Raw genomic sequence first — 16,796 nt, forward strand, 5'->3', positions numbered from 1 at the left:
TATCCACAGTATAACGATTTTAAATACACATTAAGCCGTAATTTACGCTATTCTCGCGATAAATCAGCAGAGATAGTAGTCCGGAGGCCAGGTGGCGTTAAGTGCAAACGATAAACGGGCAATGATATTTGCACTGGCTGCGGTCCTGCTATGGTCGACAGTCGCCACCGCTTTTAAAATAACCCTTAACTACCTAACCCCGCTGCAAATGGTTACCGGCGCCAGCACCGTATCGTTTCTTATTTTGCTGGCCATTGCCCTGGTACGTGGTAAACAACAACTATTGCTGTTGGAACTGCGCCGAATGCCACTGTATTACTTATTAATCGGGCTGCTCAACCCCACCCTATATTATTTGGTGCTGTTTCAGGCTTACCATTTGTTGCCGGCCTCAGAGGCGCAGCCACTGAATTATACATGGGCTATTGCCCTAACCTTTATGGCGGCGGTTTTCCTAAAACAGAAGATCCGCAAACGGGACTGGATAGCCAGTGCGTTTGGTTATTTAGGTGTACTGGTCATCGCCACGCGCGGCGATGTTCTGGGGTTAAGTTTCTCTAATCCGTGGGGCGTTTTCTGGGCGCTGTTATCCACCTTTTTGTGGGCCAGTTACTGGATCATTAATACCAAGCGAAATGCCGAATCGATCGTGCAGCTGGTGCTGGCTTTTGGCCTGGCACTGCCTTTTTTAATCGTGTTAAGTTTGATCACTACTGACTGGGGTACAGTTCCCTGGCAGGGCTGGTTAGCAGTTAGCTATGTTGGATTATTCGAAATGGGAGTGACTTTTTTGCTCTGGATGACTGCCATGAAAACCGCCAGTAACACCTCGTTGATCAGCAATTTAATTTTTCTATCGCCATTTATCTCGCTGTTACTGTTAAATCAAATCATTGGTGAAACAATCCACCTAAGCACTATCGCAGGCCTGGTGCTCATCGTCAGCGGCCTAATCTTCCAGCGCTTACGCCAGTAGCTTTCGCCCCGACTTCGTAGCTTGCGTCCTGACGTCGTAGCTTGCGTCCTGACGCAAGTAAAACTCCGACGCAAGTAAAAACAGGGCATCGCCATCCAACAATGCAACACCCTGCCATCAAAGAAAAGGTCGCGTCAAAAACGCAACCTACACCATATTAACTAACATGCTGGTCGGGTCTTCTAAAAATTCCTGCCAGCGTTTGTTAAAGCGGGCGATGGTACCACCATCAATAATTCGGTGATCGCCTGACCAGCTTACCGTCATAATCTTCCGCGCAACCACATTACCATTAGCATCAAAGCGAGGCAGTTCCTGCACTTTGCCTAAGGCGACGATTGCGGCTTCCGGTTTATTGATAATCGGCGTTGCCACAGTGCCGCCAATAACCCCAATATTGGAGATACTGATAGTGCCCTGCTTCATATCCGCCTGTGGCAACTTACCTTCGCGCGACGCCTGGGTCAGACGCGTTACTTCGTTGGCCACGTCAATGATGCTCTTGTTCTGCACCTGTTTAACGTTAGGTACTAACAAGCCAATCTTAGTATCGACCGCCATGCCAATATTGTGATCATCAAAGTACGTAATTTCAGTGCAGTCTTCATTAACCTGCGCATTCATTACCGGGAACTCTTTGAGCGCCAGCGACAGAGCTTTGATAAAGAACGGCATAACCGTTAAGCGAATACCCTTTTCTTTATATTGCTCTTTCAGCTTTTCACGCAATGCGATCAAGTCGGTAACGTCGAACTCATCCGCATAAGTAAAGTGCGGAATCGTACTGACCGACTTCATCATCTGCTTCGCCATTGCCGCTTTCACGCCACGAATTGCTTCGGTGCGAGTGCCACCTGTTGTCTGAGCGGCGGCAGGAGCTGCTGCTGTTTCTGATTTTTCTGCAGGGCTGCCAGACACAAAGTCTTTGATATCTTGCTTTAATACCCGGCCTTTTTTACCTGAGCCTTCAACATCTGCGATGTTGATGTCATTTTCCCGCGCTAAACGACGCACTGCCGGGCTGGCAACCGCTTTGCCCTGGCGGGCTTTTTTTGGCGGTTCAGCTTTGTTACTCGCGTCAGGGACGGGAGCTACGTCATCAGAGCCAGTGTCATCGGAGGCGGAAGCGCTGCTCTGCTCTGCTGCTGACGCTGTGCCGCCCGCAGGCTGTAATGCAAACAACGGTTTGTGGACTTCGGCAATATCGCCTTTTTTGTGATACAGCTTAACCACTGTGCCGTCGTCTTTCGCCGGAATCTCAACCGTCGCTTTGTCCGTCATTACTTCGACTACCGGCTGATCTTCTTTTACTTCATCACCTTCAGAAACCAGCCATTCAACGATTTCGCATTCAACAATACCTTCACCAATGTCCGGCAAAATAAAGTCTGTTGTATCGCCACCGGTTGAGGGTTGTTTTTCCTCAGCTTTCGGTTCTTCTTTTTTAGTCGGCTCGCTTTCTTTAGCAGGAGTCTCATCAGAAGATCCGTCAGCGGGCTTAATCGCAAACAAGGGCTCGTGTACTTTAGCAATATCGCCTTTTTGGTAATACAGCTTTTCAACCACGCCGTCGTCTTTAGCAGGAATTTCCACCATGGCTTTATCCGTCATGACTTCAACCACGGGTTGGTCTTCTTTTACCTCGTCACCCTCGGCAACCAGCCATTCAACGATTTCGCACTCTACGATCCCTTCGCCGATATCGGGCAGAATAAAGTCTTTACTCATGTCGATGGGTCCTTAGTAATTCATTGAGCGTTTAATCGCTTCATAAATTTTTAAATGATCCGCCATATATTCTTTTTCATGACACAGCGGATACGGCACGTCGATGCCACAGACACGGGCAATCGGTGACTCAAGATATAAGAAACACTTATCCTGAACCGTGGCCGCAATTTCACTGGCAAAGCCGCCGGTAATAGGTGCTTCCTGGGTAATCACTAAACGACCGGTTTTTAATACCGATTGAGTTACGGTTTCAACGTCCCATGGGGATATCGTACGCAGGTCAATGACTTCACAGGAAACGCCGTCTTTCTCAGCTTGTTCAACCGCTTTTTCCGTCATTTCCATCTGCGCGCCCCAACCCAGAACGGTGATGTCATTACCTTCTTTGACCACTTCGGCTTTACCCAATGGAATGGTGTATTCTTCTTCCGGAACTTCGCCAGTCGACGCACGGTACAGACGCTTCGGTTCCATGAACAACACCGGGTTTTTGTCAAAAATAGCGCTTAGCAATAGCCCTTTTGCTTCATAAGGATTACGCGGCGTGACAATTTTAATTCCTGGAGTATGGGCAAAATAGGCTTCTGGTGACTGTGAATGATAGTGACCGCCTGCGATACCACCGCCGTATGGCGTACGAATGGTTAACCCACCCACGTTAAATTCATTACCTGAACGATAACGGAACTTGGCTGTTTCGTTCACTATTTGGTCAAACGCAGGAAAGATATAATCGCCGAATTGAATTTCGGCGATGGCGTAGCTGCCTTGAGACGCTAGGCCGTTCGCGAATCCAATAATGCCCTGCTCAACCAATGGTGTATTGAAGTTGCGGTGCTTACCGTATTTTTCGGTAAGACCCGAAGTTGCACGGAACACACCACCAAAACCACCGGTGTCTTCACCAAAGCTATACACATTGTCATGCTTGGCCATCGCCAGGTCTAATGCGCTGTTGATGGCTTGTAGTAAATTCATTTTAGCCATTAGTCCATTCTCCCTGACGTTTTGCTGTAGGCATCCGGATACTTACGAATATGTTCTTTTAGCTCGTCTAACTGCTCTTTCAACAGCTCCGTCGGCTGGTCATATACATCATTGATGAGTTCATCAATATGCGGAACCGGCACTTTTTCTGATTCTTTTAAGGCTGCCAGAACCTTGGCTTTAACTTCTGCGTGATGTTCTTCTACGTGGTCTTTGTCCAGCCAGCCCTCGTTCATCATCCATTTTTGTAAACGATCAAGCGGATCTTTGGCCTGCCAGTCAGATTCTTCCTCACGGGTACGGTAGCCGGTTGGATCATCCGAGGTTGAGTGTCCTGACATACGATAAGACATTGCCTCAATCAGCACAGGTTCGTTTTCTTCTACGGCCAGGCGGCGCGCTTCCTGTGTTGCTTTTAGCACAGCAAACACGTCATTGCCGTCGATACGGATGGTTTTCATACCATAGCCAATACCGCGTGGGGCGATACCATCACCGCCGTACTGCTCGCCTTGCGCTGGTGTAGAAATGGCATAGCCGTTGTTACGGCAGAAAAAGATAACCGGCACTTTATAAACCGATGCCATATTCAGCGCAGCATGGAAGTCGCCTTCTGAAGCCGCGCCCTCACCAAAGTAACAAATGGTACACTTACCGGTTTTATCCATTTTTTGACCAAAGGCATAACCGGTCGCTTGCGGAATCTGAGTCCCCAAAGGCGACGAAATGGTCATAAAGTTTAGCTCAGCGCAGCCATAGTGAACCGGCATCTGACGACCTTTACCTAAGTCTTTTTCATTAGAGAACAGTTGATTCATAAACTGCTCAACGGTAAAGCCCCGGTACGCCAGTGCACCTTGCTCACGGTATTGACCCATAATCATGTCGCCGGCATCAAGAGCGGCGGCTGAGGCCACACTTTCAGCCTCCTCGCCACGCGATGCCAGGTAAAAGCTGATACGCCCCTGGCGTTGTGCGGCTATCATGCGCTCATCCAGAATACGAATAAATTGCATGGTATCGTGAATCTTCACAATCAGCTCTTTATCATAATCCGGCATATCGGCATCTTTATGAAAGCTGCCATCTTCTTTTAAGATTTGCAGCATCGGAATTGTGACAGAATCTTTATCAAACCACTTTGGCTTGGTCACAATCTCTGTATTGTGTTTTTTATCCTTGGCCATAACCTTCTCTTTCGGTTGTCAGCAGGGTGGAAAATTGCCGCTACTTTACCTTTACGTAAAGTGCTATGCAAATAGCACACTGCTCTTTAATCAGTGCGCTAAGTGTAAATAGAAACGCACAGTTTTAACAGTTTATCTGGCCCGCTTAGATCAGTTCCAGCGACTCAGTCGGTACGCGCACAACCGTAAGCAGTGCTCGATGACCCAGCGCAACCCGGGCATTAGGAAAAATAATGTGCTCATTATCATGTAACGCCCTTACTTCATTGCCGCCATCAAAGGCGAGCACGTCACCTTTATTAAAAGCTGTGAAGTTTGCGGTTTGGTCAGCAAAATTAAGCTCAAAATCTTGGTGTTCACGATTAATCGTCTGTGCTTCGGCAAAAATCTGGTGCTGTTCCGGTTTAAAAGGCGCTAACGTCGGGTCGGCCTGGCCGATAAGCTCGCGTAGTGCCTTTTCTGCCGCCGCAAAATCCTCTCGTCTGTTTTCACCAAAAGGACGAACTTTACCCAGCTCGACAGTAAAGGCGTGGGCATCAAACTGATGAGCACTAAAATACGAAAAAGTGGTGGTCGGCGCTTGATTCAGTAGCACCGTATCGACACCGCAGGCTAACAGAAACTGCAACTGCTCCTGACTGTGTGGTTTGCCGTGAGTATAAGGATAAACGGCGAATTTTTCGCGCTTTGAATCTCTGATGGCCGTGTGTAAATCGTAATGAAAGCGCTGCCGTTTACCGGCCGGCGCCTGAGTATAAAAACGCTCTACATAAGATTCTATTTTTGCCGCGCGCTGACCTTCGGGGCTGGTGTTGTCACCTTTGCTGTGCGCTCCGCTAAACAGTCGATTCATATTCTCATCAATAAAGCGACGGTCAGCATTAATTGAAGCCGGGTTGGCAATAATAAACAGCGTGCGATGCTTGACCGGCTGCTGCTCGGCAATAATATCCTGAATAATATCACGGCATATTTCGATTGGAGCGGTCTCGTTGCCATGTACAGCGCAAGAAATAATGATGTCTTTGTTGCCGGCTTGCTCAGGCTCTGCCAGTAAGATACCACTGTCCCAGATTGTCAGCTGCGTATCGTTACTCAGTTGCCGACTAAACTGTTGCTCCACCCCCCAGGGGTTTTGACAGGTCCAGTTGAGAAAATCATCAAATACGTTATTCAAAATTCGCTCCTCTTATTTTTTGCCGGGTACAAAGCCATGAGTCGCTAAAAGATCACGCAGTACACGTGATTTGTATTCACGCCGGTACAGAATAAAAACCACAATGCTGCTGGCAATAATTAACATCAGCGGGTGCAAAAACCAAGCAAGATAGGCCAGCGCAAAGTAGTACGTCCTTAGGCCTTTGTTATACTCGTGTCCGGACTGATCAAGCACTTTGGCAGCGTGATGCGCAAAGCGGTCGCTCTCTTCGCGACTAAGCCCCTGCTGTTGATATTTTACCGAGGCGCCCAGCAGTACCGATACAAACCCAAACTGCCGGATAGACCAGGTAAACTTAAAAAATGCGTAAATGAAAATGAGCGCCAGAATGGCCAGCTGAAACTGTACCATGATGACACTGGAAGCCGGTGCCAGCGGCAATTTTGCCAGAACCTGGACCACTTCTTCGGCGTGAGCTAAAACCGTAATAACACCCGCCAGTACTAGCACGGTCGACGACGCGAAAAAAGTAACGGTGCGTTCAACATTACCAATCAGCGCGGCATCGGCAATTTGGTGCTCTTTGCGCATGACGGTCTGCATCCAGTCAATCCGCAAAGTACATAAAATACTCGACAACGAATGAGTTGTTCTGGCGCGTTTTCGAGCAAATAAAGAGTAGCCAATCCAGGTAAAAAAGAAGAATATCAGGGCGATAAAATCGAACAATGAGAGCAGCATTACGCTGTTTCCTTAACGGTTTTTATCAGATTAATGACCGTATCTTAACAAATTATCGGGCTGAAAAGTAAAAAAGCCGCACGATGTGCGGCTTTTCACTACTCACAGTTTAATAGTTCTTTAATGCTTCTTCTGTGGTCATGTCTTTTGGCGCCGGCGGTTTCATCAAGCCATACCAGGACAGTAATGTTCTTACGCCACGCTTGCTATCGGACAAGATTAAATACAGGCAAGGAATCAGCAACAGGGTAATGACTGTCGCAAAGATAATGCCAAATGCCAGCGAAATCGCCATAGGGATCACCAGCTGCGCCTGGAGACTTTTTTCCAGCACAATGGGTAGCAGACCAAAAAAGGTCGTCAACGAGGTTAGAGTAATCGCCCGGAAGCGCCGGCAACCGGCATCTAATACTGCGTGACGTAAGTCGGTACCGACAGCTCGCGCTTTATTGACATAGTCAACCATTACCAGGCTGTCGTTCACCACCACGCCCGATAACGCAATAATGCCAAACAAGCTGAGAATACTGACCGGCATGCCGAGCAACCAGTGCCCAAGTACGGCACCAATCATACCAAAAGGAATGACCGACATGATGATCAGCGGCTGGCTATAGGACTTCAACGGTATTGCCATTAACGCATAAACAGCCAGCATCGCCAGCAACCCACCGAGTGCCAGTGAATTAGTTGCCTCCGCTTCGTCCTGGGTTGCTCCCTGTAGCTTAAAATCAACCGAAGGGTACTGGTCAAGCAGCGGTTTGATTTTATCCTCGCGGACTTCTTTGACCACCCGAAAAGGTTCTACCTTATCCTTGTCGACACGAGCGCGCACGTTAACCGAACGCTCACGATCGATACGCGTAATGGTTGAGTAGCCCTCGGCAAATTCAATATCGGCTAATTCAGTAAATGGAATTTCTGCCCCATCCGCTGTGCGTAATTTCATATCCTGCAAATTACCGACTGATTGCCGTTGTTCTTCGGGGTAGCGAACCATGACCTTTATTTCTTCGTCGCCGCGTTGGATCCGTTGCGCCTCAGCGCCATAAAATGCGTAGCGAACCTGAGTTGCCAGTTCTGCCAGATTAATTCCCATGGCTTCAGCCAGCGGCTTGGTCTGTAGCAAGATTTCATCTTTGCCGTCGCCAAAGGTATCTTCAATATCAAATACGCCGTCATATTCGCCCAGCACGGCTTTCAACTGATCAGCAACCGCTTTTAAATCGGTTAAATCATCGCCAACTAACTGAAATTCGAGATCAAAGCCGCCGCCACCGCCAATTCCTCCCTGGAAATTAACACTGCGCACACCGGCAAGCTCCGGAACCGCTTCACGCCACTGGTTGACAATTTCATAGCCATCGATATTGCGGTCTTCACCTTTTTCCAACTCGGCAAATACGGTGCCGCTTTCGGTACCATTCATCCAGATGTTGGTGTGCCGCACGACACCACGACCCTGCTCTTCTTTGACGTTATTATCGACACTGTTCAAAGCTCCGGCAACACTGCTTAGCACTTCAATAGTGCGTTCCTCTGAGGTACCCGGCTGCATTTCGACCCGCGCCTGGATAAAGTCACTGGGGATATCAGGAAAGAACACCCATCGCACAATACCCCCGCTTAATAAGCCAATCATAAGTATCATTAAGGCCACGAAACTGGCTAAGGTGGTGTACCGGTAATGCAGGCATTTTTTCAAAAACGGCCGGTAGTAGTTTTCTACAAAGCGCTGAATGCCGCTGGAGATACGGTTACGGAACCGCTGGAACGCGTTAGCTTTTTCGCCTTCCGCCTTTGAGTATTTCATTTGTGCAATATGAGCCGGTAAAATCCATTTAGATTCAACCAGGGAGAACGCCAGCGCCAGTATCACCACATAAGCAATGGATTCCCAGATGGCTCCCATCCCCCCTTCCACCATCAGCATGGGCAGAAAAGCAACCATAGTGGTTAGCACGCCAAAGGTTGCCGGTATCGCTACCCGCTTGGCGCCGGCCACTACATTATCAACACTCTGACCCTTTTCCTCGATTTCCGTATAGGCACTTTCACCAATAACAATGGCGTCATCCACCACTATCCCCAGCACCAGTATGAAACCAAACAAGGAAATCATATTAATGGAAATGTCGAACATGGGTAAGGGCATCATAGCTATAGTACCGAGGAAACAAACCGGGATACCCAGCATCACCCAAAACGCCAGCCGTAACTGTAAAAACAGCGATAGCATTAAAAACACCAGCAAACCGCCAATCCACATATTATTCAGCATAAGGTCCAGACGCCCCTGCAGATAATAGGAAGAGTCGCCCCAGGAAGCCAGCTGCACCTGGTCAGGCAGTTCTTCCTGCTTACGCTGCACGTAATTCTTTACGTACTCTGCGATTTTTAAATCGTTCTGATCACCAACAGAATTGACGCGGACAAAAGTCGCTGGTTTTCCGTCAAAGCGGGTAAAAGCTTCAGTCTCAACAAAACCATCTTCAACGGTCGCTATGTCACCCAGCGTCAGACGCGTACCATCGGGACGACTAATCAACACGATTTTTTCAAACTCGCTACCCTGGTACGCCTGATTATTCGCCCGTAACAAGATATCGCCGTTCGGGGTTTTTATAGAGCCCCCGGCCACGTCAATGGAAGTGCCACGCACCGCATTAACAATCTGCTGGAAAGTTAAGCCATAACGCTCTAAATCCTGTTGCGAAATCTCAATGGCAATTTCATAATCACGATCACCGACGACTTCAACTTTGGTAATACCGCCGACAGTCTTTAATTCATCGCGGACAGTTTTTGCCAACTCTTTGCGGGTCCGTTCATTTGCATCCCCGAATACCGAAATCCAGATCACATCACGGTTTGGCCGCACTCTGTAAATGTTCGGCTTTTCAATTTGCTGAGGGAAATTTGGAATCGCATCAACCAGCATTTTAACTTCGTCCATTACCACCTGAACGTCGTAGTCTGGCTCCACTTCAAGGCTTACGCTGCCGGCACCTTCCCGGGACCTTGACGTCATTTCCTCAATTCCGTCAACATCCTCGATGGCATCTTCAATCAGCATTATGACGCCTTGCTCTACTTCTTGCGGAGCTGCTCCTGGAAACGGAACCTGAATGCTGATGACGTTCATTTCGATTTCCGGGAACATTTGTTTGCGCACCGAAAATACTGACATCGCGCCCGCTACCAGAATAACGATCATCAACAAGTTGGCCGCTACCGGATTATTGGCAAACCAGGCTATGATTCCTTTTTGCTTTTCATTGGACATAGTTGCTACTCGCTCTGCGCGTTATTGTCATCGGTTTTGGCCGCGGTTTCCATTTGCTCAGGAAGAGGGTCGCCCTGCAACCGGACTTTCATCCCGTTAAGCGGATTCTTTAATTGCGTCAACACAACTTGGTCGCCCGCTTCCAGACCGCCGCTGACGATGCTGGTATTCTGCTGGGTCCGAATCACCTCGATAGGCTTTCTCTGTAACTCGCGCGTTTCATCAACAACCCAGACACTGTTATCGTTATTGATTGCGTAAGTTGGTACTTCCATCACATCAGTAACGCTCTGCCCTTCGATTTGTGCTTGTACAAAACGGCCAAAGCGCAGCGGTTCAGGGTGCGTTTGTTGTTCTAAATTATAAGGATCCGGGATTTCTACGACTCCGTAAATTACACGGCTGGCATCATCCAGTACCCCTTCGGTGCGAACCAAGCGTCCGCTCCATTGCTCGTCCATGCCTGATACCTGTGATTTAAGCAAGGCTCTTGGCTGACTGCTTCCCTCCTCAGGTAAATTAAGATAAGTCACGTCCAGGTCGCTGAGCGGCAGCCTTACCTCTCCAAGCTCGGTGCCGAACAGTGTCGCAATTTGTGCACCTGCGCCAACGAATTGACCCAGATCCGCCTGTTTACTGCGCAGTAAACTGTCATAGGGAGCTTTAATTGTCGTGCGTTGAAGATTTCGTTTAGCCATAGCAAGGTTTGCTTCGGCTGATTCTAGTGCCGCCAGTGCACTGGCTAACTGGGGTTTGCGTAAACCCAGTGCCGGGGCATCGCCGTCGGTAAATTCAGCCCATTCTTCTTCGGCAACTTTGGCGCGTGCTTTCTCTTCAGCCAATGCCGCCTGTGCCTGCAGCAGTTGTGAACGGGATTGTTGCACTGCAACTTCATAATCTGAAGGGTCGATTTGCAAAAGCATCTCACCCTTCTCGAAAAAACCACCGGCATTGTATTTATCGGAGACTTCGATAATTTGACCACTGACTTCGGCTAATAAAGTGGTCGAGTGCCGCGGTCGAACGGTGCCCTGCGAGTCGACTAAAAATGTCATGTCGCGGGGCGTCACTTCCTGTACTTCAACCATGACCGCAAGCTTTTCCTGCTGGCGGGTTGTCGGAGGTTTTGCACTCATGCTGGCCAATACGGCCAGTCCTATAGCAACAATAATGATAACGGGAGGTATAAAAGCACGTTTTTTTATTTTCATCACAGTTCGCTCAAAGTCGTACGATTTTCAATAGTGACCATTATCTACGGAACTTATGTAAATTGTTAGACCTTAACTGTTGCGAACTGTGATTTTTGCCGACTAAGTTGTAACCGACTATTACAAAACCGTTATCCTCTGAGCAACCAGGACTCGGTAGCTTCAACGTGGCGTGGCTTGCCGCTTAACAGCAGAACATCTCCGGGGCGCAGTTCAATATCACTGGTGGGCTCGGAAATTTCCACATCATCACGCCGCAGCGCCTTAAGCTTGACATGGAAATGCTCCCAGTTGAGCTGATCTAAGGTTTTACCCACGGCCCAGGCCCGCTCGGGCAGATTAACCGCATGTAGCAACTCCAGTTTATCCGCATTTTCGGCGGCTAAGGTAGTGCTCGACCCCGGGTAAAAGCCGTGCATAGCGCCGTAATGATCGCGCCGCTCCTGATCCAGACGGGCCAAAATACGGCGTAGCGGAATACCACTTCGGCTCATCACGTGAGAAATCAACATGAGGCTGGCCTCCAGTGTATCCGGGACAACCTGAGATGCGCCGGCGTTGTGCAATACGTCAAGGTTTAAATCATCGCGGCTACGCACAATAACGTAAGCGTCGGAATTCATCTCGCGAATTTGTCGCAGCACCTCCGCCGCGCGCAAATCGTCAGCAAAGCTGATAATTATAAGCGGCGCCCGTCCGGCGCCCACTGCCCGCAGAATATCGCGCTTAGCACTGTCACCAAAAAATACCGGCGCGCCACCAGCAGTGGCTTCTTTTACCCGCAATGGATCATTGTCAATGGCCCGGTGACGAATGCCTTCGGCGTCCAGAAAGCGGCTTATGGTCTGACCGACACGGCCAAACCCGCAAATTAACACCGGGTTATCATCGTCAGCGGATCCCTGCTGCTGCAAATGCTGTTCAATATCACCGGAAGAATCCGGCTCGCGGACCACAAACGATACCAGCGGCTGTAATTTTTGAATTACCAGTGGTGTCAGCGCCATACTGAATACACCAACACCAACCAAAACTGAGGCAACTTCCGGGCTTAATAAGTTGTAACTTCCCGCCAGCGCGACAATAACAAAGCCAAACTCACCCATCTGAAATAGTGAAATGGAACTGCCCCAGGCATCCCTGTCGCGTTCTCTCATCAGCTTTGCTACATAGCGAATAATCACCAGCTTGGTCGCGGCCATCGCGATAATAATCAGTAGCACCCAATGCAATGACTGAACAAAGGAATTTAGCGCTAACTGCATACCAACGGTGGTAAAAAACAAGCCCATCAGAATGTCGCGAAAAGGCCGGATATCAGCTTCAAGCTGATGTTTGTATTTACTCTCACCCAGCATCATGCCGGCTAAAAATGCACCCAGCGCCATTGATAAGCCAAACAGATGGGTCAAACCGCCTGCGACTAGTGCCACCATCAGCGTGGCCAGAACAAATAATTCATCGGTACGCTGCTTGGCGATTTCACCAAACATAAAGGGCAATATCCATTTACCGACTGCCATCAACACGGCGACTACTGCGGCACCTTTCACCAGTGCCATTAGCAAACTGTAAGCAATATTGCCGTCGCCTCCGCCGGCCAGCAGCGGAATTACGATCAACAGCGGCACCACTGCAATATCCTGGAACAACAGCACGGCAACAGTCATTTGACCGCGCCGGGTACCCGTCTGTGAACTTTCGGTTAGCTGCTTTATCACAACCGCTGTGCTGGATAAGGCTAACGCGCCTGCCACAGCTAACGCAGCCGCCCAGTTGCCGAGGATCAAGAAAGCAGCGATCAAAAATACCAGTAATGAACCGAGGACCTGAGCTGCACCCAACCCGAATACCCAGCGCCGCATTGCGATCATTTTAGGCAATGAAAATTCAAGACCGAGGGAGAACAACAGCAAAACAATACCCAACTCGGCTATCAGGTGATAGTCATCAGGTTCGGCAATCCAGCCCATCACGTGAGGGCCAGCTATGATCCCGGCACACAAATAAGCCAGTATGGCCGGCAACTTAATGCGACGGAAAGCCCAAACTAGGATTACCGCCACACCGAGCAGTAAAAGCAAGTTGGTAAAGGTACCGTACATCATTCTCTCCCTGTTTTCCGAAAGCGGCAAATATCTACCGTCAAAATAATAACACCGGCAAAGTTAAGATAACATTTATTTATTAAGTTGCTGTTTAAATTGCGATTTATTTTTATGGCACGGTTTTTGTAATGCTTTTAAGCAAATTAATTATTTGCTATCGGCAGGATCCAAAAATGCTTGCAAAAGTCGCTTTCGGAAAAAACAAATCGGCCCCTGTGATTAAGACTGATCATCCTTTCCGTTCTCAGTCTCAGGTCAGCCAGCTGACCTCAAGTGATGACCTCGCTCAATCCGCTAATTTGGCCGATGCGCTGCAGACAACGTTAGACAGCAATAAGTTATTATCCATTTATGCCGGGTTTGTTCAAAACCGTATCCCGATTGAAGCACTTCAGTTTATCTCGGGAGATCAAATTTTTAATTTATTTGGCAATTACCAGGATAATGATTATCAGCATGTGGTCATGCTTTATGCAGACAAAAGTTATCTTGGGCAGCTGATTTATAGTCTCAAGCGTCCCCTCACTTTGCCCCATAAGCTTCGCCTTGAACAATATCACCGCGAGCTGACCTTTCCACTGCGCAATGCCATGGACTTTTCCCGTTTGCATCGTCAGGCTGTTCGTGACCATTTGACCGGCTTGGGTAACCGCGCTCTGTTGGATGAGATCCTGACCCATTTACATGTTAAGCAACAACGCGATGCGGATCGGTCACATTGTGTCATGATGCTGGATTTGGATGGCTTTAAAGCCGTAAACGACGAATACGGCCACCAACAGGGTGATGATATCCTGTGTATCTTTGCTAATTTGCTGCAACATGCCGTGCGCGACAGCGACCAGGTTTTTCGTTTTGGCGGAGATGAATTTGTTATTGTCATGGAAGATACCGATTTATACCAGGCGCAAACGGTCTATCGACGCATACAGCTGGCATTAGAGGCCTGTTCTGAACTGCAAATGTATCGGTTAACCACCAGTGCCGGCACCGCAAAGCTAAACGGTTTTGCTCCTGCCGAACAAATTATGCAGGACGCGGATCAGCGACTTTATCAAGCCAAGAAAAAAGGCAAAAACCGGCTTTGCGACTCAATCGACAGCGCCTGACCATAAAGGCTCGACGGGCTGCAGAGCAGCCAGTGAAACTGGCGCTTGGGCAGATACATGCAGCCAGCCAACGATCGGCAGCCAGAGCAGTTCGTCGCCCACTTTAACCATAGGTGCCGAACGTCTTAACCAGGCCGGTACCCCGGCCTGCTTTAACCAGTCTAAAATCGTTTTTCGGCCCTGCCGTTTGATATGCTGCAGGCGACCCGGCGGCGATTCAGAGCTAATCTCAACCGGGTGACCTGCAATCAGGGCCTCATTTAAATAAACCTTGCCCCATGGCGCCGGTAAGGTAAACCAGCCGGCCGCAGTAGGCTTTAATGGATTTTGCAGCGGTTGCTCCGGCTGGGTGCGCCATAACGCCATCTGGTAAAGCCGCACCTGGTAATTAGTGCAGTCAATGGTGGCCTGACTGTCAGCCCGACTTTGTAAAGCCTGTAAACGAATTTGTTCAAGCTGCTGATAGCTTGGCAGACGATCACCAGGGGTCATACTTTGCTCAAGCCAGCGCCGTAGCGAGACTCTTTGCAGCATCTCATCCTGATATCTCAGGCTGTCCACGGACAACCCATTACCCAGCAGCGGGTGCTCAATCAGTTGTTGTTGCAGTTGCCGATCCAGCAGTTGCTCGAGTACCTGCTGTTGTTCCGCACATAGCCGCGCCGAGCGCAGAACACTATCGCCAAACTGAGGCCAGCGCTGTTCTAACAAAGGAACGACCTCGTGCCGTAAAAAGTTTCGCTCGATGCGGGTGTCATAATTGGTTTCATCTTCAATCCAAACCAATTGATGTTGCTCTGCATAACGATAAATGTCGTCTTTACTGATTGATAGCAAAGGCCTGACCAGGCGCCTTTGCTGATGCCAGTCGCGCACTTCAGCCATCGCTGATAACCCTTTCGGGCCGCTGCCACGATTCAGCTGTAACAAAAAGGTTTCAATTTGATCATTACGATGCTGGCCTAATAAAATGACCGCATCATCATCGCTGAGCTGTTGTAGCCGTTGATAGCGCCTTTCACGGCCCGCCGCCTCTTTTGACTGACCTTCAGTTGCCACCGCTAAAGGTTCAAATAAGGTCTCGATGCCATAGACCTGAGCGGCTTTTTCTATAGTTTGCGACCAGGCAGCAGAATCCGGGTGAAAACTATGATCTAAATGCACAGCCAGGTAGCGGTGGCCGGGATGCTGCTGACGATAGCGCATGGCGCAGTCAAGTATCGTCTGCGAGTCAGCACCGCCGCCCAAAGCAATAACAATTTGCTGTTGCGGTTTTAGTGATAAGCTTTGCAGCACCGACCGAAAACGTTGATACAACAAGTCGCTCATCGTTAAAACTTAACAATAACCAAAAGACATCAGCTTTTGATAGCGCTGATCCAGCAATTCATCACGACCCAGGCCTTTCAGTTCGTTTAAATCTGTTATCAGGCGCTGTTTCAGGTCCTTTGCCATTGCGTCAATATCCCGGTGCGCTCCGCCCAAAGGCTCTTCAATCACCGTATCAATTAACTTCAGCTCTTTACTGCGTTGTGCCGTTACTCCCATCGCCTCTGCTGCCAACGGAGCTTTGCTGGCACTTTTCCATAGAATAGAAGCGCAGCCTTCGGGTGAAATAACAGAATAGGTGCTGTATTGCAGCATATTGACCCGGTCACCAACGCCTATCGCCAGCGCGCCGCCCGAACCGCCCTCACCAATTACGGTGCAGACTACTGGCACATTCAAGCGCGACATCACTTTTAAGTTGCGCGCGATAGCTTCGCTCTGGCCGCGCTCTTCGGCACCAATACCGGGGTAAGCTCCGGGCGTATCAATAAAGGTTACGATAGGCATTTTAAACCGTTCTGCCATTTCCATAAGGCGCAAGGCTTTACGGTAACCTTCAGGTTTGGGCATACCAAAATTGCGGCGAATCTTATCTTTCGTTTCGCGCCCTTTCTGCTGCCCGATGATCATCACCGGTTGATCATCCAAACGCCCTATACCACCGACAATAGCTTCGTCGTTAGCATAGGTACGGTCACCGGCTAGCTCATCGAATTCGGTAAAAATTCGTGGAATATAATCCAGCGTGTAAGGGCGCAAAGGATGCCGTGCCAGCTGCGCTGATTGCCATGCACCTAATTCTGAAAATATTTTTTCAGTTAGCTCGCGGCTTTTCGTGGTTAAACGCTGGATTTCTTCTTCGATATTAATATCCAGCTCACCACGCTCGCCAACGCTTTTTAGTTCTTCGATTTGTGCTTCCAGTTCGGCGATTGGTTGTTCGAAATCTAAAAATTTAAGACTCATTCGCTA

12 protein-coding genes are annotated in these 16,796 nt (G+C 49.0%); 2 read left to right on the plus strand and 10 right to left on the minus strand.

The window, feature by feature from the left end; genetic code table 11:
- Positions 1-91: 91 nt before the first annotated feature.
- Positions 92-976 carry a DMT family transporter gene (locus LG288_RS07475; protein WP_404399547.1) on the plus strand — a complete coding sequence of 295 codons (885 nt, stop codon included), beginning with the start codon at positions 92-94 and terminating at the stop codon, positions 974-976.
- Between the two features lie 147 nt (positions 977-1,123).
- On the opposite strand, the gene LG288_RS07480 is transcribed toward LG288_RS07475, so the two are convergent.
- The 8 genes from LG288_RS07480 to LG288_RS07515 all read right to left on the minus strand — a co-directional run bounded on the left by LG288_RS07480 (position 1,124) and on the right by LG288_RS07515 (position 13,383).
- Positions 1,124-2,704: a dihydrolipoyllysine-residue acetyltransferase gene (locus tag LG288_RS07480; protein WP_404399548.1), complete on the minus strand. Its 1,581-nt coding sequence runs from the start codon at positions 2,702-2,704 to the stop codon at positions 1,124-1,126.
- A gap of 12 nt (positions 2,705-2,716) precedes the next feature.
- Positions 2,717-3,694, minus strand: coding sequence for an alpha-ketoacid dehydrogenase subunit beta (locus tag LG288_RS07485; protein ID WP_404399550.1), 978 nt, complete (start codon positions 3,692-3,694; stop codon positions 2,717-2,719).
- Entirely contained in the window at positions 3,694-4,881 is a 1,188-nt protein-coding gene (locus LG288_RS07490) for a thiamine pyrophosphate-dependent dehydrogenase E1 component subunit alpha (RefSeq protein ID WP_404399552.1), read from the minus strand. Before LG288_RS07490 ends, LG288_RS07485 begins: the two co-directional genes overlap by 1 nt.
- Before the next feature lie 145 nt (positions 4,882-5,026).
- Positions 5,027-6,058 (minus strand): succinylglutamate desuccinylase, encoded by a 1,032-nt coding sequence (gene astE / locus LG288_RS07495; protein ID WP_404399554.1) that lies wholly within the window; start codon positions 6,056-6,058, stop codon positions 5,027-5,029.
- 12 nt (positions 6,059-6,070) lie between these two features.
- The gene (locus LG288_RS07500) at positions 6,071-6,781 is read right to left on the minus strand and encodes a DUF599 domain-containing protein (RefSeq protein WP_404399555.1); all 711 of its coding nucleotides are present in this window, start codon (positions 6,779-6,781) and stop codon (positions 6,071-6,073) included.
- Positions 6,782-6,890: 109 nt separating this feature from the next.
- Positions 6,891-10,067: an efflux RND transporter permease subunit gene (locus LG288_RS07505; RefSeq protein WP_404399557.1), complete on the minus strand. Its 3,177-nt coding sequence runs from the start codon at positions 10,065-10,067 to the stop codon at positions 6,891-6,893.
- Between the two features lie 5 nt (positions 10,068-10,072).
- A complete protein-coding gene (locus tag LG288_RS07510; RefSeq protein WP_404399559.1) occupies positions 10,073-11,278 on the minus strand; it encodes an efflux RND transporter periplasmic adaptor subunit in 1,206 nt (401 codons plus the stop codon).
- Between the two features lie 131 nt (positions 11,279-11,409).
- Positions 11,410-13,383: a cation:proton antiporter gene (locus LG288_RS07515; RefSeq protein WP_404403062.1), complete on the minus strand. Its 1,974-nt coding sequence runs from the start codon at positions 13,381-13,383 to the stop codon at positions 11,410-11,412.
- 176 nt (positions 13,384-13,559) lie between these two features.
- On the opposite strand from LG288_RS07515, the gene LG288_RS07520 reads away from it, so the two are divergent.
- Entirely contained in the window at positions 13,560-14,495 is a 936-nt protein-coding gene (locus tag LG288_RS07520) for a GGDEF domain-containing protein (RefSeq protein WP_404399561.1), read from the plus strand.
- Here the strand turns inward: LG288_RS07520 and tilS are convergent.
- A complete protein-coding gene (gene tilS, locus LG288_RS07525; RefSeq protein ID WP_404399563.1) occupies positions 14,478-15,824 on the minus strand; it encodes a tRNA lysidine(34) synthetase TilS in 1,347 nt (448 codons plus the stop codon). The two genes, LG288_RS07520 and tilS, sit on opposite strands and share 18 nt — an antisense overlap.
- Before the next feature lie 9 nt (positions 15,825-15,833).
- A complete protein-coding gene (gene accA / locus LG288_RS07530) occupies positions 15,834-16,790 on the minus strand; it encodes an acetyl-CoA carboxylase carboxyl transferase subunit alpha (protein WP_404399565.1) in 957 nt (318 codons plus the stop codon).
- Positions 16,791-16,796 lie beyond the last annotated feature (6 nt).

Source organism: Idiomarina seosinensis (assembly GCF_044797955.1).
GTDB lineage: Bacteria > Pseudomonadota > Gammaproteobacteria > Enterobacterales > Alteromonadaceae > Idiomarina > Idiomarina seosinensis_A.